At 70.3% G+C, this 23970-nt stretch carries 22 protein-coding genes; 14 read left to right on the forward strand and 8 right to left on the reverse strand.

The genetic code is table 11. The features are described from left to right. Positions 1 to 90: 90 nt before the first annotated feature. The gene (locus HLK59_RS04025; protein WP_171139795.1) at positions 91 to 1428 is read right to left on the reverse strand and encodes a 6-phospho-beta-glucosidase; all 1338 of its coding nucleotides are present in this window, start codon (positions 1426 to 1428) and stop codon (positions 91 to 93) included. Then, the gene (locus HLK59_RS04030) at positions 1425 to 2189 is read right to left on the reverse strand and encodes a DeoR/GlpR family DNA-binding transcription regulator (RefSeq protein ID WP_171139796.1); all 765 of its coding nucleotides are present in this window, start codon (positions 2187 to 2189) and stop codon (positions 1425 to 1427) included. Before HLK59_RS04030 ends, HLK59_RS04025 begins: the two co-directional genes overlap by 4 nt. A 128-nt stretch (positions 2190 to 2317) precedes the next feature. Here HLK59_RS04030 and HLK59_RS04035 point away from each other — a divergent pair, with 128 nt between their 5' ends. The 9 genes from HLK59_RS04035 to HLK59_RS04075 are packed head-to-tail and all read left to right on the forward strand — an operon-like array spanning position 2318 to position 14699. Further along, a complete protein-coding gene (locus HLK59_RS04035) occupies positions 2318 to 3364 on the forward strand; it encodes a carbohydrate kinase family protein (RefSeq protein WP_171139797.1) in 1047 nt (348 codons plus the stop codon). 51 nt (positions 3365 to 3415) lie between these two features. Further along, positions 3416 to 4702, forward strand: a complete 1287-nt coding sequence (locus HLK59_RS04040) for an extracellular solute-binding protein (protein WP_171139798.1) — start codon at positions 3416 to 3418, stop codon at positions 4700 to 4702. Further along, positions 4702 to 5652 (forward strand): sugar ABC transporter permease, encoded by a 951-nt coding sequence (locus tag HLK59_RS04045; RefSeq protein WP_171139799.1) that lies wholly within the window; start codon positions 4702 to 4704, stop codon positions 5650 to 5652. Before HLK59_RS04040 ends, HLK59_RS04045 begins: the two co-directional genes overlap by 1 nt. 15 nt (positions 5653 to 5667) lie before the next feature. Continuing rightward, positions 5668 to 6528: a carbohydrate ABC transporter permease gene (locus HLK59_RS04050; RefSeq protein WP_171139800.1), complete on the forward strand. Its 861-nt coding sequence runs from the start codon at positions 5668 to 5670 to the stop codon at positions 6526 to 6528. Next, on the forward strand, positions 6525 to 9449 hold the full coding sequence (locus HLK59_RS04055; RefSeq protein WP_171139801.1) for a glycoside hydrolase family 2 TIM barrel-domain containing protein: 2925 nt from the start codon (positions 6525 to 6527) through the stop codon (positions 9447 to 9449). The genes HLK59_RS04050 and HLK59_RS04055 overlap by 4 nt, the downstream gene beginning before the upstream one ends. Positions 9450 to 9485: 36 nt before the next feature. After that, on the forward strand, positions 9486 to 11309 hold the full coding sequence (locus HLK59_RS04060) for a LamG-like jellyroll fold domain-containing protein (RefSeq protein ID WP_171139802.1): 1824 nt from the start codon (positions 9486 to 9488) through the stop codon (positions 11307 to 11309). Between the two features lie 20 nt (positions 11310 to 11329). Beyond that, complete coding sequence (locus tag HLK59_RS04065; RefSeq protein WP_171139803.1) at positions 11330 to 13003, forward strand: histidinol-phosphatase; 1674 nt, start codon at positions 11330 to 11332, stop codon at positions 13001 to 13003. Beyond that, positions 13003 to 13851 carry a hypothetical protein gene (locus tag HLK59_RS04070; protein WP_171139804.1) on the forward strand — a complete coding sequence of 283 codons (849 nt, stop codon included), beginning with the start codon at positions 13003 to 13005 and terminating at the stop codon, positions 13849 to 13851. Before HLK59_RS04065 ends, HLK59_RS04070 begins: the two co-directional genes overlap by 1 nt. A gap of 23 nt (positions 13852 to 13874) precedes the next feature. Continuing rightward, positions 13875 to 14699: a PaaX family transcriptional regulator C-terminal domain-containing protein gene (locus HLK59_RS04075; RefSeq protein WP_346779642.1), complete on the forward strand. Its 825-nt coding sequence runs from the start codon at positions 13875 to 13877 to the stop codon at positions 14697 to 14699. On the opposite strand, the gene HLK59_RS04080 is transcribed toward HLK59_RS04075, so the two are convergent. The 4 genes from HLK59_RS04080 to HLK59_RS04095 are packed head-to-tail and all read right to left on the reverse strand — an operon-like array spanning position 14690 to position 18459. Further along, the gene (locus tag HLK59_RS04080) at positions 14690 to 15145 is read right to left on the reverse strand and encodes a MaoC family dehydratase (protein WP_171139805.1); all 456 of its coding nucleotides are present in this window, start codon (positions 15143 to 15145) and stop codon (positions 14690 to 14692) included. The two genes, HLK59_RS04075 and HLK59_RS04080, sit on opposite strands and share 10 nt — an antisense overlap. Then, positions 15142 to 16656 (reverse strand): long-chain fatty acid--CoA ligase, encoded by a 1515-nt coding sequence (locus tag HLK59_RS04085; RefSeq protein WP_171139806.1) that lies wholly within the window; start codon positions 16654 to 16656, stop codon positions 15142 to 15144. Before HLK59_RS04085 ends, HLK59_RS04080 begins: the two co-directional genes overlap by 4 nt. 10 nt (positions 16657 to 16666) lie before the next feature. Further along, a complete protein-coding gene (locus HLK59_RS04090) occupies positions 16667 to 17542 on the reverse strand; it encodes an amidohydrolase family protein (RefSeq protein ID WP_171139807.1) in 876 nt (291 codons plus the stop codon). Continuing rightward, positions 17542 to 18459 carry an SDR family oxidoreductase gene (locus HLK59_RS04095; protein WP_346779643.1) on the reverse strand — a complete coding sequence of 306 codons (918 nt, stop codon included), beginning with the start codon at positions 18457 to 18459 and terminating at the stop codon, positions 17542 to 17544. The genes HLK59_RS04090 and HLK59_RS04095 overlap by 1 nt, the downstream gene beginning before the upstream one ends. Positions 18460 to 18649: 190 nt before the next feature. Between HLK59_RS04095 and HLK59_RS04100 the strand changes: the two genes are divergently transcribed. The 3 genes from HLK59_RS04100 (at position 18650) to HLK59_RS04110 (ending at position 21292) form a co-directional block, all read left to right on the forward strand. Further along, complete coding sequence (locus tag HLK59_RS04100) at positions 18650 to 19075, forward strand: MarR family transcriptional regulator (protein ID WP_171139808.1); 426 nt, start codon at positions 18650 to 18652, stop codon at positions 19073 to 19075. Between the two features lie 88 nt (positions 19076 to 19163). Then, a complete protein-coding gene (locus tag HLK59_RS04105; protein WP_171139809.1) occupies positions 19164 to 20537 on the forward strand; it encodes a prolyl oligopeptidase family serine peptidase in 1374 nt (457 codons plus the stop codon). Then, positions 20534 to 21292: an IclR family transcriptional regulator gene (locus HLK59_RS04110; protein WP_171139810.1), complete on the forward strand. Its 759-nt coding sequence runs from the start codon at positions 20534 to 20536 to the stop codon at positions 21290 to 21292. The genes HLK59_RS04105 and HLK59_RS04110 overlap by 4 nt, the downstream gene beginning before the upstream one ends. Positions 21293 to 21322: 30 nt before the next feature. Here the strand turns inward: HLK59_RS04110 and HLK59_RS04115 are convergent, their stop codons facing one another. After that, on the reverse strand, positions 21323 to 21559 hold the full coding sequence (locus tag HLK59_RS04115) for a hypothetical protein (RefSeq protein ID WP_171139811.1): 237 nt from the start codon (positions 21557 to 21559) through the stop codon (positions 21323 to 21325). Here HLK59_RS04115 and HLK59_RS04120 point away from each other — a divergent pair. Both HLK59_RS04120 and HLK59_RS04125 read left to right on the forward strand, forming a co-directional pair. Further along, positions 21558 to 22739 carry a sensor histidine kinase gene (locus HLK59_RS04120; protein WP_171139812.1) on the forward strand — a complete coding sequence of 394 codons (1182 nt, stop codon included), beginning with the start codon at positions 21558 to 21560 and terminating at the stop codon, positions 22737 to 22739. The genes HLK59_RS04115 and HLK59_RS04120 overlap by 2 nt on opposite strands. Then, entirely contained in the window at positions 22736 to 23404 is a 669-nt protein-coding gene (locus HLK59_RS04125) for a response regulator transcription factor (protein ID WP_171139813.1), read from the forward strand. The genes HLK59_RS04120 and HLK59_RS04125 overlap by 4 nt, the downstream gene beginning before the upstream one ends. Positions 23405 to 23448: 44 nt before the next feature. Here HLK59_RS04125 and HLK59_RS04130 read toward each other — a convergent pair whose 3' ends face one another. Then, positions 23449 to 23859 (reverse strand): VOC family protein, encoded by a 411-nt coding sequence (locus HLK59_RS04130; RefSeq protein ID WP_171139814.1) that lies wholly within the window; start codon positions 23857 to 23859, stop codon positions 23449 to 23451. Positions 23860 to 23970: the final 111 nt, after the last annotated feature.

Consider the following 23970-nt stretch of genomic DNA (forward strand, 5'->3'; position numbering starts at 1 on the left):
GAAGGGAGCGAGCGGGTGGAAGCGGAGGGAGGCGGGCTGGGCGGGGCACGGCGGAGGTACGGCGAGGGAAAGCGCTTTCCCTCCGTGTGCTCACTTAAGGTACGCCAGGCCCGGATGGACCTCGGTGTAGCCCTCGACCAGTCGGCGGGCGACGTTCACGGAGTCGACGAGCGGGTGCAGCGCGAACGCCTTCACCGCCGTCGCACGGGAGCCGGACTCGGCGGCGGCCAGCACCTCGCGCTCGACCGCCTTGACCGAGCAGACCAGGCCGCTCGCGTGGTCGGGCAGCGGGGCGACGGCGACCGGGTGGGCGCCGTTGGCGTCGACGAGGCACGGCACCTCGATCACGGCATCGTTGTCGAGCACCGAGAGGGTGCCCTGGTTCCGGACATTGAGGATCAGGGTGGTGCGCTCGTCGCGGGCGATGGCCCGCATCAGGGCGAGGGCGACCTTCTCGTAGCCGCCGGACAGGTCGTCGGCGTCGCGCTCACCGGCGCCGGCGCTCTCGCGGTTCTCGGACATGTAGGTGGCCTCGCGCTCGGCGCGGGTGCGGTCCCAGGCGGTGAGGGCGGCCGCGTCCGGGCGGCGCATCTCCTCGTAGAAGGCGGCCTGCTGGCCGGCGAGGAAGGCGCCGCGGGTCTTCTCGGCCTGCTGGTAGGCGCGGACGGCCTCGCGGTTGAAGTAGTAGTAGTGCAGGTACTCGTTGGGGATCGCGCCGAGCGACTGGAGCCAGTCGACGCCGAAGAGCTTGCCCTCCTCGAAGGAGCCGAGGAGCCCGGGGTCGGCGAGCAGCCGCGGGAGTTCGTCGCGCCCCGCGACCCGCAGGCCTCGGACCCAGCCGAGGTGGTTGAGGCCGACGTAGTCGATCCACGCCTCCTTCGGGTTCGCGCCGAGCACCTGGGCGATACGGCGGCCGAGGCCGACCGGTGAGTCGCAGATGCCGATGACGCGGTCGCCGAGGTGGCGGGACATGGCCTCGGTGACGAGGCCTGCCGGGTTGGTGAAGTTGATGACCCAGGCGTCGGGGGCGAGGCGGGCGACCCGCCGGGCGATGTCCTCGGCGACGGGGACCGTGCGCAGACCGTAGGCGATGCCGCCGGCGCCGACCGTCTCCTGGCCCAGGACGCCTTCGGCGAGGGCCACCCGCTCGTCGTTCGCCCGGCCCTCCAGTCCGCCGACGCGGATCGCGGAGAAGATGAAGTCGGCGCCGCGGAGCGCCTCGTCGAGGTCGGTGGTGGCGGTGACCGTGGGGGCGTCCTCGACGGTCGACGCCTGTTCAGCCAGTACACGGGCGACTGCATACAGTCGGCTGTCGTCCAGATCATGCAGAACGACTTCCGTGACCCGCCCCTCGGCGCGGTCCGTCAGGAGCGCCCCGTACACGAGCGGCACACGGAATCCGCCGCCGCCCAGAATCGTCAACTTCACGCTTGAACCTTTCCTGCCACGACCACGTCGACGCCCGCCTCCTCCAGGGAGGCCCGCGTCGCCGCGTTCACCGGCGCGTTCGTCACCACCACGTCCAGGTCCTCGGGACCGCAGACCTTCGCCATCCCCGTACCCGGGAACTTCGCCGCGTCGGCGAGCAGCACGATCCTGTCGCTCGCCTTGATCATGGCGCGCTTGACCGGCACCTCGACGACCGTCGTGTCCATCACCTGCCCACCGGGGCGCACTCCACTGGTGCCGAGGAAGAGCCAGTCGGCGTGCAGCTGGCGCAGGTTGTCCTCGGTGAGGAAGCCGACCAGGGAGCGGTACTCGCGGCGGACCATGCCGCCGAGCAGGACCAGCTCGATGCCCTCGTCGTCGGCGAGCTCCTCGTAGACCACCAGATTGCTGGTGATCACGGTGAGGCGGCGGCCGTGCAGCTGGCGGGCCAGGCGGTAGGCGGTGGTGCCGATGTCGAGCAGCACCGACTGACCGTCTTTGATCAGTCCCGCCGCATGCGCGGCTATGACGTCCTTCTCGGCCACGCGGACCTCGGCGACGTCGGCGAAGGGCTGGTCGCCCTCCTCGGCGCGGGCACCGCCGTGGACACGGGTGAGCAGCCCGTCCTCCTCGAGTTTGACCAGGTCACGCCTGATCGTGGCGGGGCTCACACCCAGTTGCTCGGAGAGGTCGGTCACGGCCGCGGGACCGCCGGAGCGCAGGGCCCGCAGGATGAGTTGATGTCGTCGTTCTGCCAGCACGACGTGAACAGTACTCGTCATTGCCAATCATTTCTATGCTCAGTTCTGCTCGGGTATTGACCAATCGTGCGGAGCGGCGCACGATTCCGGTCATCGAAATTGACGAGTTTTGACGAGAGGCGCTGCCGGTGGATGACGACAGGCCCGATGTGCTGCTGACCGGGCTGCTCTTCTACGACCTCGTCCTCACAGGTCTGGGCAGGCCGCCCACACCGGGCGAGGAGATCTGGACGGCCGGCATGGGCTGCGGCCCCGGCGGCATCGCCAACCTGGCGGTCGCCGCGTCCCGCTTCGGCCTCAGGACCTCCCTGGCCACGGTCTTCGGCGACGACTTCTACGGCGAGTACTGCCGGGACGTCCTCGACGACCAGGAGGGCGTCGACCTCTCGCTCTCGCGCACCGCGGACGGCTGGCCCACCCCCGTCACCGTCTCGCTCGCACAAGGCCACGACCGGGCCCTGGTCACCCACGGCACGGAACCCCCCTACTCGCAGGACACGCTGATGGGCGACCCGCCCGAGGCGCGCACCGCCCTCGTCCACCTCGAGGCCGAACCCCGCGAGTGGATCGCCAAGGCCGCCGCCAACGGCACCCACGTCTACGCCGACGTCGGCTGGGACCCCACCCAGCAGTGGTCCACGGACCTGCTGGACCAGCTGAAGCTGTGCCACGCCTTCCTCCCCAACGAGACCGAGGCGATGGCCTACACCCGCACCGACAGCGCGGTCGCGGCGCTCGGCACGCTCTCCGAGCTGGTGCCGGTCGCGGTGGTCACGCGGGGCGGGGACGGCGCGGTGGCCGTGGACCAGACCACCGGCGAGTACGCGGACGTCCCGGCCCTCGACATCGATGTCCTGGACGCGACGGGCGCCGGGGACGTGTTCGGCGCGAGCTTCGTCGCGGCCTCGCTCGGCGGCTGGCCGCTGGAGGAGCGGCTGCGGTTCGCGGTGCTCGCGGCCGGGCTGTCCGTCCGTCATCCGGGTGGGGCGCTGGCCGCACCCGGCTGGTACGGCGTCGACCGCTGGTGGCGGTCGCTGTCCGCGGCCGACCGCGAACTGTCGTCGGCCGACCGTGAACTGAAGACCGCATACGGTTTTCTGTCCGACCGGATCCCGGCCGACCCCGGCCCTCCCGTCCGGTACGCCCCCGTCACTCCCCCCGCACGACAGCTCTGACCCCCCGTACATATGCGAAGACCCGAAAACCCCCGAAAGGCGGTGGGAGCTGTGCGGCTCTCACGAAGAGGCCTGCTCCGCGCGGGCCTGGCCGGTACGGCCGCCACGGCGCTCGGCGGCCTGGCGTCCGGCTGTGCCGTTCCGACCGGCTCGACCGGCCGGAACATGGTCCTGTGGTACTGGAGCGGCGGTCTGAGCGACACCGTCGTCAAGAACGCCAAGGCCCGCTACGACAGTTCCGTCGACCTCCAGGCCATCCAGATCGGCGGCCAGTACCGCTCCAAGCTCATCACCACGATCACCGGCAAGGCCCACATCCCCGACATCGCGGGGCTCAAGGGCGAGGACATGGCCGCCTATCTGCCGAACGCGGACCAGTTCATCGACCTGCGGACGCTGGGCGCGGAGAAGTACAAGGACCAGTACCTGCCCTGGAAGTGGGACCAGGGCATCGCCGACGACGGCACGATGGTCGGCTTCCCGATCGACTGCGGGCCGGTCGCGCACTTCTACCAGTACGACGCGTTCCGCAAGGCGGGGCTGCCGTACGAGCCCGAGGACGTCTCCAAGGAGCTCGACACCTGGGAGAAGTTCTTCGCCGCGGGCGTGCAGCTCGGCAAGCGCATCCCCGAGGCCAAGCTGCTCACCGACGTCAACTCCGTCTTCGACAACGTCGTGAACCAGGGCAGCAAGCGGTACGTCGACAAGGACCGCCACTTCATCGGCGACCAGCAACATGTGCGCGACGCCTGGGCGTTGGCCGTCGAGGCCAAGCGGCGCGGGATCGTCTCGGACCTGGTCAGCGGTACCCCGGACCAGCTCTCCGCCATCCAGGACGGCAAGCTGCCGAGCCAACTGGGCGCCTCCTGGGCCAGCTTCGACATCAAGAACGGTGTGCCGAAGACCAAGGGCAGGTGGCGGGTGGCCGACATGCCGGTGCGGCCCGCCAACAACGGCGGTTCGTTCCTGTCGATCACCAAGGCGTGCCGGGAGCCCGAGCAGGCGTTCCAGATCATCACCTGGATGCTCGACGCGGCCAACCAGGCACAGGGGTACGTGGACGCGGGCCTCTTCCCCTCCACGCCCGCCTCCTACGACCTCAAGCAGATGCAGGAACCGGACGACTTCTTCGGCGGCCAGGTCACGACCGACATCTTCGGACCCGCCGCGCAGAAGATCGTCGTCGCCTACAACAGCCCGTACGACATCGCGCTCGGGCAGCCCGTCAAGGACGAGATCAAGAACGTCGGCGTCCTCGGCAAGGACCCCAAGAAGGCCTGGAGTGACGCCATGAGCAAGTGCCGTCGCATCGCGAAGCACCTGGGGGTGAGCTACTGATGGCCGTCCTCGAACAGACCCCGCCCACCGTGGCCCCGCCGTCAACGGCCAAGCCCAGGACGGGCCTTCGCAAGTACTGGCACCTCTACGCCGCCATCTCCCCCTTCTATCTGATCTTCCTGGGCTTCGGCCTGTTCCCGGTCGGCTTCTCGCTCTACCTGTCCTTCCACCGCTGGGACGGCCTCGGCACGATGGAGTGGGCCGGGCTCTCGCAGTACCAGTACCTGCTGAGCGACAGCGACTTCTGGAACTCGATCGGCAACACGATCATCATCTGGGCGCTGGCCACCTTCCCCATGATCCTCCTGGCGATGATCACGGCCGTGATGCTCAACTCGGCGGTGCGGTTCAAGAGCCTGTACCGCGTCGCGTACTTCCTGCCGAACGTCACCTCGGTCGTCGCCATCGCGATCGTCTTCGGCTCGATCTTCTCCACCAACGCCGGCATGGTGAACGCCGTCCTGCACGCGGTCGGGATCGACCAGGTCGCCTGGCTGAACACCCCCTGGGGCATCAAGGTCACCATCGCGGCCCTGATGACCTGGCAGTGGACCGGCTACAACGCCATCATCTTCCTCGCCGGCCTCCAGACCATCCCGAGCGACCTGTACGAGGCGGCGCGCATGGACGGCGCCGGGCCCGTCCAGACCTTCTTCCGGATCACGCTCCCGCTGCTGCGGCCCACCCTGCTGTTCGTGCTCGTCGTCTCGACGGTCACCGGCCTGCAGAGCTTCTCCGAACCACAGGTCCTGCTCCAGACCTCGTCCAACGACTCGACGTTCGCGGGCGGTCCGGGCCACTCGGGACAGACGATGGTCCTCTACTTCTTCCAGCAGACCTTCGACAACAACGACTTCGGGTACGGCGCCGCCGTGGCGTGGGGCATCTTCCTCGTCGTCGTCCTCTTCTCGATCATCAACTGGCGCCTCGTGCAGCGCCGGGGCGACTAGGAAGGGCGCGCCATCATGGCTTCCATCAAGGAGTCCCGTACCTCCATCAAGGGGTCCCGCCGCAGAGGGATCGCGCTGCACCTCCCGCTGATCCTCGGCACGCTGATCTCGGCCTTCCCGTTCTACTGGGCCGTGATCATGTCGACGCACAGCTCGTCGGAGATCTTCTCCTACCCGCCGAAGCTGCTGCCGGGCACGCACTTCCTGGAGAACGTCCGCAATCTCTTCGACGCCATCGACTTCTTCGGGTCGATGTGGAACTCGCTGCTGGTCGCGGCGTCGGTGACCTTCCTGGTCCTGCTCTTCGACTCCCTCGCCGCGTTCGTCTTCGCGAAGTTCGAGTTCCCCGGCAAGGGGCCGCTGTTCGGGCTGCTCATGGTCATCTTCATGGTGCCGGCGCAGCTGTCGGTCATCCCGCAGTTCGTCCTCATGGCGAAGATCGGCTGGATCGGCTCGATGACCGCGCTGATCGTGCCGGCCGCGGCCAACGCCTTCGGCATCTTCTGGATGCGCCAGTACATGAAGACGGCCATCCACGACGAGCTGCTCGACGCCTCCAAGCTCGACGGCGCGAACTTCCTGCGCCAGTACTGGCACGTGGCGCTCCCGGTGGTCCGCCCCGGTCTCGCCTTCCTCGGCATCTTCACCTTCATGGGCCAGTGGAACGACTTCGCCTGGCCCCTGATCGCCCTCACCAACCCCGACAACGTGACCCTCCAGGTCGCGTTGTCCCAGCTCAACGGCACCCACGGCACCACCGACTACGGCATCGTGATGACCGGCGCCCTGCTCGCCCTCATCCCGCTGCTGATCGTGTTCGCGGTCGGCGCCAAGCAGATCATCGGCGATCTCGCGAAGGGAGCCGTGCGCGGATGACGAGCGATCCCCTGCTCGCCCTGCGTCCCTGGGAGGCACCCGAGGTGACCTCCTGGGGGCGGCTGCCCATGAACGCCGTCGACCGGCGCTCCGGAGCACTCCCCCTGGACGGCGACTGGAACTTCCGGTTGCTGCCGGCTCCGGGCGCGCCGGTCGGCGGTCCATGGTCCTCGGCCCATGTGCCGGGTGTCTGGACCATGCAGGACACCGACGACCTTCCGCAGTACACGAACGTCCGTATGCCGTATGCGGAATTCCCGCCCCTGTCGCCTGTACACAGAAACCCGACGGGTGTGTACGAGCGCACGGTCGACGTCCCCGCCGAGTGGACCGGCCGCCGGATCGTGCTCCAGGTCGGCGCCGCCGAGAGCGTGCTGCTCGTGCAGGTGGACGGACATCCCGTCGGTATCTCGAAGGACTCCCACCTCGCCGCCGAGTTCGACCTCACCCCCTTCGTCCGGCCCGGCGAACGCGCCACCGTACGCCTCACCGTCGTGAAGTGGTCCGACGCCTCGCACATCGAGGACCAGGACCAGTGGTGGCACGGCGGCATCACCCGCTCGGTGCTCCTGTACTCGACGGACCCCCTGCACCTCGCGGACGTCACCGTACGGGCCGCGTACAGCGGTGAGCTGCGGGTGGACTGCCGGGTGCGGGACACGCGTGGCGCGCTGCCCGAGGGGTGGTACGTCACCGGCGATCTGGACGGCCTGCCGCTGGCCCAGGACGCGGAGTTCGACCGAGCCAACGCCGAGGACGACCGGGTCTCCGACTTCCTCGGCGAGGCACGGCTGCTCACCACCGTCCCCGATGTGCGCACCTGGAACGCCGAGACGCCCGAGCTGTACGGCCTGACCGTCCGCCTGCACCGCGCCGACGGGACGGTCGCCGACACCTCGTGCCGGCGCATCGGCTTCCGGGACGTCGAGATCGTCGGCCGCGACCTCCTCGTCAACGGCGAGCGGGTGTACATCCGCGGTGTGAACCGGCACGACTTCCATCCGCTGACGGGCCGGACGGTGTCGTACGACGACATGCGCGACGATCTCGTCCTGCTGAAGCGGTTCGGCTTCAACGCGATCCGCACCGCCCACTATCCGAACGACCCCGCACTGTACGACCTCGCCGACGAGCTCGGCTTCTACGTCGTCGACGAGGCGGACATCGAGTCCCACGACCACGCCCACGAGATCGCCGACGACCCGCGCTATCTCAACGCCTTCGTGGACCGGGTCTCACGGATGGTGCTCCGCGACAAGAACCACCCGTCGGTCGTCATCTGGTCGCTGGGCAACGAGTCCGACTACGGCGCCAACCACGACGCCGCGGCCGGCTGGGTGCGCCGGCACGATCCGACGCGGCCGATCCAGTACGAGGGTGCGGCCAAGCTCGACTGGGCGGCGACGGACGACGCCTCCGACATCGCCTGCCCGATGTACGCGCCGCTGGAGGACTGCGTCGCCCATGCCCGGTCCGGCGAGCAGACCAGGCCCCTCATCCAGTGCGAGTACTCGCACGCCATGGGCAACAGCAACGGCACGCTCGCGGACCATTGGGCCGCCATCGAGTCAACGCCAGGTCTTCAGGGCGGGTTCATCTGGGAGTTCTGGGACCACGGCATTCTCCAGAGCGTGAACGACCAAAGACCGGTCGGGCGTGGGGGCGCCGGACTCTATGACAACGGTGTCGCCGCGCCGGGCCATCGCTGGGCGTACGGCGGCGACTTCGGCGAGAGCGTCCATGACGGCGCGTTCATCGCGGACGGCGTCGTCTTCCCGGACCGCACGCCCAAGCCCGCGATGTACGAGCACCGGGAGATCGCGGCGCCGGTGCGCATCGAGTGCTTCAAGCACGAGGGCATCGTGCTCGGCAACCATCAGCACTTCCGCGGGCTGGACTGGCTGGCCGGCGAGTGGGAGCTGTCCCTGGCCGACGGCGACACTCTGACCGCGCCCGCCGCCCTGCCGGAGCTGCGGCCCGGTGAGACGGCGGTCGTGCCGCTGCCCTTCGAGGTACCGCGTACGGGCGGCGAGGCCTGGCTGACGTTGCGGGTGACGACCGCGCGGGACGAGGCGTGGGCGCCGCGGGGCACGGTGGTGTGCCTGCCGCAGGTGCGGCTGCGCGAGGCGGCCCCGGTCACCGTCGCTGCGGAGAACCGTTCCGTCGAGGTCGACGCCGACGGGCTGCTGGTCCACCCCCTGCTCACCGCCGCGCCCGCCCTGTCCCTGTGGCGGGCGCCCACCGACAACGACGAACTGGGCGGCATGGCGCTGCGCTGGCGGACCTGGGGACTCGACTCCCTCGTGCGCAAGGCGGTGTCGGTGCGCGAGGACGACGGTCGGGTGACCGTGGTCGCGGAGTACGCCGGCACGCTCGGCGTCGTACGGCACCGGCAGGTCCTCACGCCCGTCGAGGGCGGCGTCCGGATCGACGAAGAGGCCGAGGTGCCCGCGGAGTTCGACGACGTGGCCCGGGTCGGGTCGGTGTTCGAGACGGTGGCGGGCCTGGACCTGCTGGACTGGTTCGGACAGGGGCCCTGGGAGTCGTATCCCGACCGGAGCGCGGGCGCGCCCGTGGGCCACCACTCCGTGCCGGTCGACGCGTTGTTCACCCCTTATCTGCGGCCGCAGGAGAGCGGCGGCCGCCACGGCGTACGGCACTTCACCCTGTCGGCGCCGGACGCGACCGGGCTGACGGTCGCGCTCGACGAGCCGCGTCAGGTCTCGGTGACCCGCTACCGGGCCGAGGATCTGACCTCGGTCACCCATCACGACCAACTGGTGCCGCGGGCCGGGTGCGTGGTGCACATCGACGCCGCCCACCGGGGGCTCGGCACGGCTTCGTGCGGCCCCGACACCTTCCCTTCCTACCTGGTCGCACCGGGTGTCCACCGCTGGAGCTGGACCCTGCGCACTCTCTGAACTCCACCGGCTTTCCACCCCTTTCACGGAGCACACGTGTGCACTTCGCATGAGCACGGGTCCGAGCATGCCCAGGCGGGCGCCGGGCGCCGCAGTTTCCTCCGGGCCACCGCACTGCTCGGCGCCGCCGCCACGGCCGGCGTCGCGCTGCCGGGCGTGGCCGAGGCCGCCACACAGAGCCGTTGGCGTCCCGACACCGACAGCAGGCGTTTCACCCTCGCGGTGATGCCCGACACGCAGTACCTCTTCGACGGGCCGAGCATCGACAAGGCGCCCGTCGAGGCGTCCCTGCGCTATTTCCTGGAGCACGGGAAGGACGAGAACCTCGTCTTCCTGTCCCACCTCGGCGACCTCACCCAGAACGGCGCGGCGGCCGAAGTCGCCGCGATCAGCGAGGCGTTCGAGCTGCTGGACCGGCGAGGTGTCGGCTACAGCGTCCTCGCCGGCAACCACGACGTGAAGTCCTCGACGGACGACCAGCGGGGCGCGACCCCGTACCTGGACGCCTTCGGGCCGGACCGGTTCGCGTCCCACAAGACCTTCGGCGGCGCCTCCTCCGACGGCTACAACACCTTCCATCTCTTCCGGGCCGCGGGCCGCGAGTGGCTGGTCCTGGCGCTGGACTGGCGGCTGTCGGCGAAGGGGTACGCGTGGGCGAAGGACGTCCTCGCCCGGCACCCGAGGACACCCGTCATCCTCACCACCCACGAACTGGTCGTCGAGGACGACACCCTGTCGGCCTACGGTCAGCAGCTGTGGGACCAGCTGATCGAGGACCACGACCAGATCTTCCTCACCCTCAACGGCCACTACTGGCCCGCCGGCCGGGCGACCCGCAAGAACGCGGCGGGACATGACGTCCACCTGCATCTGACGAACTACCAGAACCGCTACTTCGGCGGCGCGGCGATGATCCGCCTCTACCGTTTCGACCTCGACCGCAACGTCATCGACGTCGAGACGGTCTCGCCGTGGATCCTGGGCCGGGCCGGGAAGGGCCTCAACGAACTGGAGCGGCAGGAGATCGAACTCAGCGGTGACGCCGACCGGTTCACGGTCGAGGTCGACTTCGCCGAGCGGTTCTCCGGCTTCGCCCCGGTCCCGGCACGGGCGGAGCGTCCGGTGTCGCGGCTGCTGATACCGGGCACGGTGGCCTACTGGCGTTTCGGGTCGGCGCCGAAGGGCACCGTCCGCGACCTGTCCGGCCGGGGCAACGACCTCTCCCTGGTCACCGTCGGCGACGGCACGCTCGGCTGGTCCGCCGACCACCACCCCGACCAACCGGGGCACGGCAGCCTGGAGTTCCAGGGCTACAAGTCCCCGCTGAAGGGCGCGTACCTGCGCACGGTCGACGGCGCCCCGCTCAACTCGGCGACCCTCAAGGCCGGTTACACCATCGAGGCCTTCTACCGCCTGCCCGCCGACTGGGACCCCTCCCACCACGCCTGGTCCGGCATCGTCAGCCGCACCGGCACGGGCGGCGCCGCCGGCAAGACGGGCGACGACCCCGACGAGCCGCTGGCCACGCTGTCGCTGTCCAACGACCGTGAACCGCAGTGGGCGATGCGCCCGCTCAACCAGGAGGGCATCGCCACCAACTGGGGCCAGGAGACCCCGCTGGAGACCTGGTGGCACCTCGCGGTCGTCAACGACGGCAGGCACACCACGCTCTACGTCGAGGGCTGCCCCGTGGTCCGCAACCCGAAGGCCGTCTCGACCGGCATCACCTCCGTCGGACTCCCCTGGCTGCTGGGCGGTTACGAGTACGGCGGGAAGATCGACCAGATCCTGCACGGACGCCTCGGTGACGTCCGCATCGTCGAACGGGCGCTGCCCGTGACCTCCTTCATGACGCACTGACCCCCTTCCAGAGGATCACCATGACCGAGCAGCAGCTGCCCGACTGGGCCGACCCCTCCGTCTCGCCCACCGCACTCGACCCGCAGGGCCTGTCCAGGCGCGGACTCCTGCGCCGCGCGGGCCTGTTCGGCGCCGCCTTCACCCTCGGCTCGACGGCGGCGCCCACCGCGGCCTCCGCCTCCCCCCAGCGCTTCGGCGGCGACGACCCGCGCCTGGCGTATCTCGTGGGCGACCACCACATCCACTCCGTCTACAGCCACGACGCCAAGTACACGTTCTCCCAGCAGGCGAAGGCCGCCGCCAGATACGGCCTGGACTGGATGGTGTTCAACGAGCACTCCAACTTCGGGCACGCCTACTACGGCGCGAAGCTGGAGCACGAGGAGATCCTCAAGGCCCGCGCGGAGAACCCGCGTCAGCTGATCTTCCAGGGCCTGGAGTGGTACATCCCGGCCGCCGAGCACTGCACGGTGTTCGCGGCACCCGGCCCCCACGAGGTGGACCTGCTCACGCGGTTCGAGCTCGCCTACGACGGCAAGCTGCTCAACTACACCGAGGGCTCGGCGGGCGCGACCGACACCGCCCGCAACGAGGCACATGCCGTCAAGGCGATCAAGTGGCTGGCCGAGCAGCGCCGTTCGGGCTACGTCGACGACGTCCTCGTCCTCGCCAACCACCCGCTGCGACTCGGCATCGACTCCCCGCACGAGATGCGCAACTGGCGGGACGCCGCCCCCGAGATCATGATCGGCATGGAGGGCGCCCCGGGGGCCCAGGGCGCCGCCCTGCCCGGCTGGCGCAGCACGACCTCGATCCGCGGCGAGTACGAGAACAAGCCCACCGCCCAGTCCTGGTCCGGCTATCCGGCCGACGCCTACCTCACCTACGGCGGCTTCGACTGGGCGACGGCGACCGTGGGCGGCCTGTGGGACGCGCTGCTCGCCGAGGGCCGGCTGTTCTCGATCACCACCAACTCCGACAACCACCGGACCGTCTTCGACACCTGGAAGAACGGCGACTGGCCGACCGGCCAGAACTTCGACAACACCGGCAGGCTCCCCGACCCGGTGAACACCGACACCCCGCAGCCCGGCAGCGACTTCTGGCCCGGCCAGTTCAGCCGCACCCACGTCGGCGTCACCCGCTACGGCTACCGCGCGGTCATGGCGGGCCTGCGCGCGGGCCGCGTCTGGCTGGACCACGGGCATCTGCTCGACGGGCTGGACGTACGGGTCAAGCGGGACTGCGACTCCGGCCGGGGTGTCACCCTGGGCGGCCGGCTGCGCGTCCGCAAGGGCGAGAGGATCAGCCTGTACGTCACCGTCACCACCGCCTCCCGCCCCAACGCGCAGGGCATCCTGCCCGAGCTCCAGCACGTCGACGTGATCCGGGGCGCGGTACGCGGCGCGGCCACCGACCGGGACAGCTGGCAGGCGCCGGACACCAAGGTCGTACAGACGAAGGACGTCAGCGGCCGCAAGGGGACGTACACCCTGCGCATCCCGCTGACCGCCGGGGACGAGTCCTTCTACGTCCGGCTGCGCGGCAGCGACGGCAACCGCCATGGTGCGGGGTACCTCGGCGCCTCGGTCGACCCGAACGGGCCGATCCCGCACGAGCCCGGCAACGGTGACCCGTGGGCGGATACGTGGTTCTATTCCAACCCCGTGTTCATCGACGTGGCAGGTGCCTGATGAAGCGTCAACTACTGTCCCTGGGCTGCTTATTAGGTGCCTTCACCCTCGGCGCGGGCACCGCGTCGGCGACCGGTGACCCGCACTGGGTGGAGACCGGAACGGCGTACACCGACACGCTCGGCGGCGGGCAGGGGATCGCCGGCCGGGCGGACGGCTCACTGCTGTACCGCGGGCTCACCGACATCCCCCTCGACCTGCGCCTCAAGGGCTGGAACCACGTCGGTGACCCGGACATCGCCCGCGGGTACACGTTCGACGCCTACCAGGGCCCGGACACGGCCACGTCGAAGATGTTCGCGGTCACCACACCGGCCGGGAAGCGCTACGAGTACGTGCATCAGCTCAACCCGGGCGAGAAGCTCAACAACTCCTTCGCGACCGTCTCGCCGGACGGGCGGTGGCTGGTGTCGGGCGAGTGGGGCGACCAGAACAGACTCCAGGTCTTCCCCGCGCCCCTCCTCAACCCGGCCACCCCGCCCACCGGTGGGACGCTGAACGAGGCCTGGCAGATCACCCTGGACAAGCCGGTGCGCGACATCCAGGGCTGCGACTTCGTGACGGACACCCGGCTGCTGTGCGCCTCGAACGACGCCACGGGGACGCTGTTCCCCGAGATCCGCCCGCTGCTCCAGGTCGACCTGCCACGGAAACTGGACGGGCAGCCGATCACGGGGACGGTGAAGAGCCTCTTCGCACTGCCGCAGCGCAGTGTGTGCACGGGCGTCTTCGAGACGGAGGGCGTCGACTACGACACGAACAGCGGCACCCTGCGCGCGCAGGTGATTCCGCCGGGCGCGTGCGCGGTCGCCACCGCCGTGTACTCGTACCGGCAGGTCACAGGCTGATCGGAGCGGGGTACGGTGGCCGCGTGACCACGGAAGAGTCGCTGCGGCCCCAGTCCCTCATGCTCACGTTCCTGGGCGACCAGGTGCTCGGGCGTGACGTCTGCGTGTACTCGGGCAGCGTCATCGACGTGTTCGCCCGCGCCGGGATCGGCGAGCAGGCGACGCGCTCGACACTGACCCGCATGGTGAACCGCGGTCTGCTGCGCCGCCAGCGCGAGGGCCGCCGCATGTACTTCGGGCTGACCGAGCACTCGGCGGCCGTCCTGCGCGACGGCGAGCGGCGCATCTGGCAGACCGGCGCCGTCAACCGGCAGTGGGACGGCACCTGGACGCTGCTCGGCTTCTCGCTCCCCGAGTCCTGGCAGCGGCAGCGCCACGACCTGCGCTCCAAGCTCACCTGGAGCGGCTTCGGCCCGCTGTTCAGCGGTCTGTGGATCGCGCCCGGCGAGGTCGACGTGGCGGAACTCGTCGCCGATCTCGGCCTGTCCGCCCATGTGAAGGTCTTCCGCGCGCACGCCGACGCCGGCATGGACATCGGCGCGATGATCGAGGAGACCTGGGAACTGGCCGAACTGGCCGAGCGCTACGAACAGTTCGTACGACGCTGGCAGCCGTGGGAGACCCGGGCGCCGGAGGCCGACGAGGCCCTGGCCCAGCGGCTCCTGCTCCAGGCGGAGTGGCTGCGGGTCATCCGCCGCGATCCGCGACTGCCGGTCAAGCATCTGCCGGACGACTGGCCGGCCGAGCAGGCGGAGAAGACGTTCCGGGCGGTGCACGAGCGGCTCACCCCGCTCGCGACGGCCGCCGCGGAACGCCTTCTCGACCTCGTTCCCGACGCTCAGGCGTAGAAGCGGGACAGGCTCTGGAGCACCGCGGCCGGCTTCGCCCCGCCCTCGATCTCGATCGTGCCGTCGACGGTGATCTGCACCCCGCCCGCCACGTCCTCGGCCTCGGCCAGCTTCCCGACCAGGCGGATGCGTGAGCCGACCTTGACCGGGGAGGGGAAACGGACCTTGTTCAGGCCGTAGTTGACCTTCGTCGTGACGCCCTGGACGTCCAGCAGTTCGGTGAAGAGCGGGATGAAGAGGGAGAGGGTCAGATAGCCGTGGGCGATGGGGGCACCGAACGGTCCCGCGGCGGCCTTCTCGGGGTCGACGTGGATCCACTGGTGGTCACCCGTGGCGTCGGCGAACGTGTTGATGCGCTCCTGGGTGACCTCGATCCACTCACTGGTCCCGAGGTCGCTGCCCGCCAGCTTCTTGAGTTCGTCGATGCCGTTCACGGTGATGCTCATGAGGTTCCTTCACTGTTGCCGTACCGGGTACGGACCCGGGACTTGAGGAGCTTGCCGGAGGCCGTGCGCGGGAGTTCGTCCGCGATGACCACCGACTTCGGGATCTTGTACTTGGCGAGGCGGCCGGAGAGCGAGGCCAGCACCTCGTCGGCGTCGAGCGAGGCGCCCTCGCGGGGCACGACGACCGCGCGGGGCACCTCGCCCCACTTGTCGTCCGGTACGCCGATGACCGCGCACTCGACGATGTCGGGGTGGGCGAGGAGCAGGTCCTCGATCTCGGCGGGGTAGACGTTCTCACCACCGGAGATGATCATGTCCTTGATCCGGTCGACGATATGCACGTAGCCGTCCTCGTCGATCCGGGCGGCGTCCCCGCTGCGGAACCAGCCGTCCGCGAAGGAGGCCGCCGTCTCCTCGGGCAGTCCCCAGTAGCCGGGCATGACGTGCGGTCCGCGGACGTGGACCTCACCGGTCTCGCCGACGTCGGCGGGGGTCAGGTCGGGCCGCACCACCCGTACGTCGCTGAAGAAGTGCGGCACGCCCGCCGAGCCCGCCTTGCTGATCGCGTGCTCCGCGTCCAGGAACAGCGTGCCGGGGCTCGCCTCCGTCATGCCGTAGCCCTGGAGGAAGGTGAGGCCCCGCTCCTGGTACGCGGCGATCAGCGGTGTGGACACCGGGGAGCCGCCGCAGGTCAGGATCCGCAGGGAGGAGAGGTCGGCGCCGGCCCAGCGGGGATGCCGGGCCACCTGCTCGAACATCGTCGGCACGCCGAACATGAAGGTGATCCGGTGCCGTTCGATCAGGTCGAAGGTGGCCGCCGGGTCGAAGGCCTCGACCAGGACGCAGGTGCCGCCCTTCAGCAGCACCGGGAGCGTCAGCATGTTCAGGCCCGCCGTGTGGAACAACGGGGCGGAGACCAGGGCGCGTTCGTCGGCGATCAGGTCGGTGTCGACGAGGACGTTGATCGCGTTCCAGGTCAGGTTTCCGTGGGTGAGCATGGCGCCCTTGGGGCGGCCGGTCGTGCCCGAGGTGTACATGATGATGCAGGTGTCGTCCGGGGAGACCGGCTCGTCGATCGCCTCCTCGGAGGCCGACGCCAGCGCCCGCTCGTACTCGGCGCCGACCTCGACGTACGTCCGCACGTCGGTGCTGCCCGGCAGTCCGGCGACGAGTCCCGCGTGCGACGGGCCGTAGACGAGCGCCTTGGCGCCGGAGTCGGCGAGCTGGTAGGCGATCTCGGGGCCCGCCAGCCGGGTGTTGAGCGGGACGAAGACCGCGCCGAGGGTGCCGGCCGCGAACAGGGTCTCCAGGTAGGAGGGGTGGTTCGGGCCGAGGTAGGCGATCCGGTCGCCGCGGCGCAGGCCCCTCGCGCGCAGGGCGTGGGCCAGGCGCGTGGTGCTTGTATGCAATGTACGGTAGTCGGTCGACTGTTCGCCGTGGACCAGAGCCGTGCGGTGCGGGGTCTTGCGGGCCCGGCGTGCGGGCCATGACCCCAGTCCCTCGTTGCGCATACCGGACCCCTTACGGCTTCGTCAGCCCGAGCAGACGGGCGGCGTTCTCCTTGAGGATCTTCGGCTTGACCTCGTCCTTGATCGACAGCTTCTCGAAGTCGGCGAGCCAGCGGTCGGGGGTGAGGACGGGGAAGTCGGAGCCGAAGAGGACCTTGTCCTTGAGCAGGGTGTTCGCGTACTGCACGAGCTGCGGCGGGAAGTACTTCGGCGACCAGCCGGACAGGTCGATGTGGACGCCCGGCTTGTGCGTGGCCACGGCGAGGGCCTCGTCCTGCCAGGGGAAGGACGGGTGCGCCAGGATGATCTTGAGGTGCGGGAAGTCGGCGGCCACGTCGTCGACGTGGAGGGGATTGCTGTACTTCAGCCGGATCCCGCCGCCTCCGGGCACACCCGCGCCGATGCCCGTCTGCCCGGTGTGGAAGAGGGCGATCGTGCCCGTCTCCTCGATGACCTCGTACAGGTCGTACGCCACCGAACGGTCGTTGGGGAAGAAGCCCTGGATGCTGGGGTGGAACTTGAAGCCCTTCACCCCGTACTCCTCGACCAGCCGGCGGGCCTGCTTGACCCCCGCCCTGCCGCGGAAGGGGTCGATGGAGGCGAAGGGGATGAGGACGTCCGCGTTGGCGGCCGCCGCCTCCGCCACCTCCTCGTTGGGGACGGGCGCGGTGCCGGTCGCCGATTCCGCGTCCACCGTGAAGATGACCGCGGCCATCTTCCGCTCGCGGTAGTAGGCCGCCGTCTCCTCAAGGGTCGGCTTCCGCTTGCCCTCGACCTTGAAGTAGGCGGAGGAGGCGTCGTGCAGGTCGTCGTCGAGCGAGGAGTGGCCCTTGGAGGACACCTCCGCGTGGGTGTGTACGTCGATGGCGACCAGCTCATTGATGTCCATCACGCCTCCGGGAACTTCGGCGCCGGGATGCCGACCGACTGGAGCTCGGCGCCGACCGAGGTCGGGAAGGCGTCGGCCAGCGTGTCGGGGGTCCAGCCGCCGTCGGCGTAAGCCGCCTTGATCTCCTGCGGATGCGACCAGAGTGCCACCTTGTCGCCGCCGATGCCGATGGCCTGCCCGGTGATGGAGCGGGCGGCTTCCGAGGCGAGGAACGGGACGAGGGCCGCGCAGTCCTCGGGGGTGCCGAAGCCCTCGCCCTTGCGGAGGAAGTCGGGGAGCGGCTCACCGTTCCGCATGGCCTCGATGTACGGGGCGAAGGCGGGGATCGTCTCGGTCATCGCGGTCGCGGCGACCGGCACGATCGCGTTGACGGTGATGCCGGCGCGGCCCAGCTCCATGGACCAGGTGCGGGCGAAGGCGGCGATACCGGCCTTGGCGGCGGCGTAGTTCGTCTGCCCGAAGTTGCCGCGCTGTCCGGCCGGGGAGCCGACCAGGACGATGGAGCCGCCCTCGCCCTGCTCGCGCATGCGGACCGCGGCGGCGCGGGCGCAGGTGAAGGTGCCCTTGAGGTGGGTGGTGATCACCGCGTCGAAGTCGTCGTCGGTCATCTTCCAGAGCACCTTGTCGCGCAGGATGCCCGCGTTGGTGACCAGGATGTCGATCCGCCCGAACTCCGCGACGGCCCGGTTCACGAGCCGCTCGGCGGCCTCCGTGGTGCCGACGGGGACGACCTCGGCGACGGCCGTGCCGCCGGCCTCGGCGATGGACTTCACGGCCGCCTCGGCCACCGCCTCGTCGATGTCGTTGACGACCACGGAGGCACCGTGGGCGGCGAGGGCGTGCGCATAGGCGAGGCCGAGGCCACGGCCGCTGCCGGTGACGACGGCGACCTTGCCGGAGAGATCGATGCTGGGCACGGGGGAGGTCCCTTCACATGGAATACGACTTCGAGATCGAAGCTAAGAGCAATAATTGTTGACGTCAATAGTTGTTGATGACCTACGGGTGCGTCATGCTGAAATCTGCACGACAGACCGACCCAGGGAGCCCGCCATCACACGCCAGCACGTCACGAACCCGAGCCCGATCGACGCGGACGAGCCGTGGATGCGCGGACTGCACGCCGACACCGGCTATCTGCTGTACCGCCTGGGGCTGCGCTCGGGTCAGTTGTTCAACACGTTCCTCCAGGAGTCGGGGCTGCGACTGCGCCACTACGCGGTGCTGCGCTTCCTCGCCGGTTCCGACGGCGCGCTCCAGCGCGAGCTGAGCCATCGGCTCGGCTACGACCCGAGCGCGATCGTCGGCCTGGTCGACGACCTGGAGAAGCTGGGCTTCGCCGAGCGCCGCCCCTCCCCCGACGACCGCCGCAGCCGGATCGTCGTCCTGACCGGGGACGGCCGCGCGTTCCTGCGCGACACCGACGAGGCGGGCCTGCGGGTGACGAACGAGCTCCTGGACCCGCTGGACGCCACCGAGCGGGAGGCCCTGCACGGACTGCTGCTGCGGATCGCGGAGGACGGACTCAACTGATGTTGTGCAAGTGATTGACGGCGATACGAGCATTGCCTAACTTCACTCGCGTCCCACACCCCCGCCCCGCATCGGAAGGGACCCCGTGTTGAGAACCCCCACCGCTCTCGCCGTACTGACCGCGACCCTGTGCGCAACCGTCGCCGTCCCGGCACAGGCAGCCGCCACGGACACCCACCTCGAAGGGCAACTCCCTTCGGGCGCCCAGTACTTGATGGACGTTCCCGCCGACTGGAACGGCACCGTGCTGCTCTACAGCCACGGCTACCGCCCCGTGCCGGCTCCCCTCGCCGCGCAGAACGCGCCCGGCCCGGCCGCCCTCGCCCGTCTCCTCGACGAGGGCTACGCGCTGATCGGCTCCTCGTACGCGACGAACGGCTGGGCGATCACCGACGCCGTACCGGACCAACTGGCCACCCTGGACCTGTTCACGGAGAAGTTCGGCGCGGCCCGGAAGACGATCGCCTGGGGCACCTCGTACGGCGGTTTCGTCACGACGACCCTCGCCGAACGGCACGCCGACCGGTTCGACGGCTCGCTGTCGATGTGCGGTCTGGTGCAGGGCGGTGTCGCGAACTGGAACAGCACCCTGGACCCGGTGTTCGCGCTCAAGACCCTGCTCGCGCCGGACACCGACATCCCACTCGCCGGTTTCACCGACCAGTCGGCGGCCGTCGGTGCCGCGAACGCGCTCTCCGCGAAGGTCACCGAAGCCCAGCAGACCCCCGCGGGCCGGGCCCGGATCGCGCTGGCCGCCGCCCTGCACAACATCCCCGGCCACAACGACGCCTCCCAGACCGAACCCGCCCCCACCGACTGGAACGCCCAGCAGGCCAACCAGTACGCGGCGGTCTCCGGCCTCCTGAGGCTGCCCGCCTTCAGCTGGCGGCAGGAGGCCGAGAGCCGGGCCGGCGGCAACATGTCCTGGAACACGGGCGTCGACTACACCGCGATGCTCGCCCGGTCCCCGCTGTTCAAGGAGGTGACGGAGCTCTACAAGGAGGCGGGACTCTCCCTGCGCACCGACCTCACGACCCTCGACCGGGAACCCCGGATCTCCGCCGACACCGACGCCGTACGGTGGATGCGGCGCACCAGCGCCCTCTCGGGCCGGCTCAGCGACCCCCAGCTGAACATCCACACCACCGGTGACGCGCTGATCCCCGTCCAGGCCGAGAGCGCCTACCGACGGGCCGCCACCGCGGCGCACTCCGGCAGGCTGCTCAGCCAGGCCTACGTCGACGGGCCCGGCCACTGCACCTTCACCACGGGTGAGATGATCGGCGCCCTGCACACCCTGGAACACCGTCTGGACACCGGCCGCTGGGACGCCTCGCCGCAATCCCTCAACGCCCGTGCGGCACAGGAGGATCCCACCACGGAACCCCGGTACGTGAGCTACCGGCCCACCGCCTACCCCCGCCCGTACGACCTCGCCCACCCGGGAGATGCCCGGCCATGACGCTGCGCTCCGCGCCCGACCGACTGCTGTCCGTGCTCGCCGCGTTCGACCACGAACACCCGGCACTGAGCCTCTCGGACATCAGTCGGCGGGCCGGGCTGACCCTCACCACCGCCCACCGGCTCGTGGGCGCCCTCACCGAGTGGGGCGCCCTGGAGCGGGACGAGTCCGGCGTGTACCACGTCGGACTGCGGCTGTGGGAGGTCGCGGCGCTCGCCCCGCGCGGGCTCGCGCTGCGCCAGATCGCGCTGCCGTATCTGGAGGACCTGTACGAAGCCAGCCACGAGAACGTGCAGTTGGCCGTGCGGGACGGCGGCGAGGTCGTCTACATCGAGTGGCTGTCGGGTCGTTCGGCGGTCGGCGTGCACATCCGGGTCGGCGCCCGCTGGCCCCTGCACGCCACCGGCGTCGGCCTCGCCCTCCTCGCGCACGAGTCCCCCGAGTTCCAGGAGCGGTACTGCGCGGGCCCGTTGGCTTCCTTCACCCCGTACACCATCACCGACCCGGCACGGTTGCGCCGGGTCCTGGCCGACGTACGGCGCACCGGGGTGGCGGTGAGCGACCGCCAGGTCACCGACGACGCCCTGTCGGTGGCCGCCCCCGTCCGCGCGACCGGCGGCGCGGTGACGGCCGCCGTGTCGATCGTGGTGCCACAGGTCGACGCACAGGTCCCGGTGCTGGTGCCGGCGGTACGGGTCGCGGCGCGGGGGATATCGCGGGCGCTGGGGTGGCGACCGTCCTCGCCCGGCAGTTGACGGGTGCGCCGGGACGGCGGCCGTCCTCGCTCAGCGGTTGACCGACATCCGCCGCCCCGCGAAGCGGTCCCCCAGCCACGCCACCACGTCGTCGATGGCCCGCGGATCGCCGAGGAGATGGTCACCGGCGTACGACTTCCGGCGTGTCGCGATCCCCGCGTCGCAGTACGCCCGGCGGGTAGCCCCGGATATCCCTCTCACCGGCGAGGCCGGGCCGCCCCGCCCGTCGCGATACTGGTACGGCCCTTGCCCCGAGGAGCCGCTCATGTCCGCCCAGCCCTGGTTCACGCCGGTCGCCGCACGGCTGCGTACGACGCATCCGTACGTCGTCGACACGGCGCTCGCCGCGCTCGTGCTGTTCGCCGCCTCGCTCCAGTGGATCTTCCCCGACGAGGGGGACGACCGGCTCACCTGGCTCGGCTGGCTGCTCGGCGCGGCCACCGCGCTCCCGCTGGTGTGGCGGCGGCGCGCCCCCTTCGCGACGGCCTGCGCGGTGTCGGTCGCGACCCCCGCCCAGGCGCTCTACCACGCGCCACCCCCGGATGTGATGTACGGCGGGATGGTCATCGCCTACACCATGGCCGCCCAGGGAAAGCCCTGGCAGCGGCGCTTCATGGTGGTGGGCTGGGCGGTCGGGGTCTCGCTCGTCATGCACCACAAGCCGGACCCCCAGCCGTTCGAGTACGCCTTCCAGCTGCTCAGCATCGCCTGCGCGTACGCCTTCGGGATGCTGGCCCGCGTCCAGCGCGCCTACACCGCCGAACTGGAGGACCGGGCGCGGCGGTTGGAACGGGAGCGGGCCGCGGACACCGCACGGGCGACGGCGCAGGAACGGGCCCGGATCGCCCGGGACATGCACGACATCCTGGCGCACGCGGTGAGTCTGATGGTGGTGCAGGCCGAGGCCGGGCCGGTCGTGGTGCGCAGCGATCCGGCGCGCGCGGAGGCCGCGTTCGAGGCGATCGCGGCGGCCGGGCGGGACTCCATGTCGCAGCTGCGGCGGATCCTCGGCGTCCTCAAGGAGGAACAGCGCAACGGGACTTCGCCGCAGCCGGGCATCAAGGCGCTGCCCGCGCTCGTCCGACAGGTCCGCGAATCGACGGACCTGCGCGTCGAGTTGCACACCGAGGGCGCGCCGCTGCCGCTACCGCCGGACACCGACATCGCTGTCTACCGCGTGATCCAGGAGGCCCTCACCAACACGGTCAAGCACGCGTACGCTTCCTGCGCGAGCGTCGAACTCGACTGGACGGAGGAGGCGTTGACGCTGACGGTGACAGACGACGGACGGGGCCCCGCGGCCTGGAGCGGCGGGCACGGGCTGATCGGCATCCGGGAACGGGCCGCGGCCTGCGGTGGCGAGGCACGTGCCGGGCGGGGTCCGGACGGCGGTTTCCGGGTCGTCGTACGCCTTCCGGTGGTGGACCGGCAGGCGGCGCCGGGGTGAGCATCCGGGTGGTCGTCGCGGACGACCAGGAGCTGGTCCGCAGCGGCTTCAGCATGATCCTGGAGGCGCAGGCGGACATCGAGGTGGTCGCCGAGGCCGGCGACGGGGCGGAGGCGGTCGCCGCGGTGCAGCGGCACACGCCCGACGTGCTGCTGCTCGACATCCGCATGCCGGTGATGGACGGTCTCCAGGCGGCCCGGCGGGTGTGCGCGCAGTCCGCGTGCAAGGTCGTCATGCTGACCACGTTCGACCTGGACGAGTACGTGTACGAGGCGCTCTACGCGGGCGCCAGCGGCTTCCTGCTGAAGGACGTGCGCCGCGACGACCTGGTGCACGCGGTACGGGTGGTCGCGGCCGGCGACTCGCTGCTCGCGCCCGCGGTGACCCGGCGGCTGGTCGCGGACATCGTGCGGCGCCGCCGGGAGGAGGCCGCGGCCGACGTCACCCCGCAGCGCCTGGACGTGCTGACCGCGCGCGAGGTGGAGACCCTGCGGATGCTCGCCCGCGGCCTGTCCAACGCCGAGATCGCGTCGTCCCTGTTCGTGAGCGAGCACACCGTGAAGACCCATGTCAGCAATGTGCTGGGCAAGTTGGGGCTCAGGGACCGGGTACAGGCGGTGATCTGCGCGTACGAGACCGGGCTGGTGACGCCGGGCACGCCCTGAGCCTCGCGCGCCCTGAGCCTCGCGTGCCCTGAGCCTCGCGCGCCCTAGTCCTGGTCGCCCAGTTCGGTGAAGAGGGTGAGCTGGAGCGCGCCCGGTGCCTCCAGGCGGGAGTTGAGGGAGTTCCAGGGGGTGCGGGTCGGTTCGGCGATCACCTCGGCGCCGGCCGCCGCCAGTCTCGCCGTGGTGGCGGTGGAGTCGTCGACCTCGAAGGCGACCCGGATCGGTCCGGCCACGCGGCGCCCCACCTCGACCTCGTCGATGAACGCGGCGTGGTTCGGGTCGGTGATCTCCAGCGTGGCCCGGCCCGCCTCCAGGATGGTGACGCGGCCGTCGGGCGACGAGAACGCGGCGCGTTCGGGCAGACCGAGGACGTCACGGTAGAAGCGCAGGGCCTCGTCGTAGTCCTCGGCCGTGACGACGAGACGGAGTTCACGGACGGCGGGTGCGTCGGACATGGCAGCTCCTCGGGATCGCGGATGGTGATGTGATCAACTCCGGTACCGGTGCGGTTCATTCCTCCCTCCCGGGAGGGAGGAATGAACCGCACCGGTACCGGAGTTGATCAC

The sequence above is a fragment of the Streptomyces sp. S3(2020) genome, from assembly GCF_013044505.1.
Lineage (GTDB): Bacteria > Actinomycetota > Actinomycetes > Streptomycetales > Streptomycetaceae > Streptomyces.

Excerpts from the sequence above, each read along its gene's own strand:
- HLK59_RS04050 (WP_171139800.1), top strand. The coding sequence starts at position 5,668 with ATGGCTTCCATCAAGGAGTCCCGTACCTCCATCAAGGGGTCCCGCCGC.
- HLK59_RS04045 (WP_171139799.1), top strand. The coding sequence starts at position 4,702 with ATGGCCGTCCTCGAACAGACCCCGCCCACCGTGGCCCCGCCGTCAACG.
- HLK59_RS04120 (WP_171139812.1), top strand. The coding sequence starts at position 21,558 with ATGTCCGCCCAGCCCTGGTTCACGCCGGTCGCCGCACGGCTGCGTACG.
- HLK59_RS04055 (WP_171139801.1), top strand. The coding sequence starts at position 6,525 with ATGACGAGCGATCCCCTGCTCGCCCTGCGTCCCTGGGAGGCACCCGAG.
- HLK59_RS04080 (WP_171139805.1), bottom strand. The coding sequence starts at position 15,145 with ATGAGCATCACCGTGAACGGCATCGACGAACTCAAGAAGCTGGCGGGC.
- HLK59_RS04070 (WP_171139804.1), top strand. The coding sequence starts at position 13,003 with ATGAAGCGTCAACTACTGTCCCTGGGCTGCTTATTAGGTGCCTTCACC.
- HLK59_RS04110 (WP_171139810.1), top strand. The coding sequence starts at position 20,534 with ATGACGCTGCGCTCCGCGCCCGACCGACTGCTGTCCGTGCTCGCCGCG.
- HLK59_RS04100 (WP_171139808.1), top strand. The coding sequence starts at position 18,650 with ATGCGCGGACTGCACGCCGACACCGGCTATCTGCTGTACCGCCTGGGG.
- HLK59_RS04085 (WP_171139806.1), bottom strand. The coding sequence starts at position 16,656 with ATGCGCAACGAGGGACTGGGGTCATGGCCCGCACGCCGGGCCCGCAAG.
- HLK59_RS04115 (WP_171139811.1), bottom strand. The coding sequence starts at position 21,559 with ATGAGCGGCTCCTCGGGGCAAGGGCCGTACCAGTATCGCGACGGGCGG.
- HLK59_RS04090 (WP_171139807.1), bottom strand. The coding sequence starts at position 17,542 with ATGGACATCAATGAGCTGGTCGCCATCGACGTACACACCCACGCGGAG.
- HLK59_RS04130 (WP_171139814.1), bottom strand. The coding sequence starts at position 23,859 with ATGTCCGACGCACCCGCCGTCCGTGAACTCCGTCTCGTCGTCACGGCC.
- HLK59_RS04065 (WP_171139803.1), top strand. The coding sequence starts at position 11,330 with ATGACCGAGCAGCAGCTGCCCGACTGGGCCGACCCCTCCGTCTCGCCC.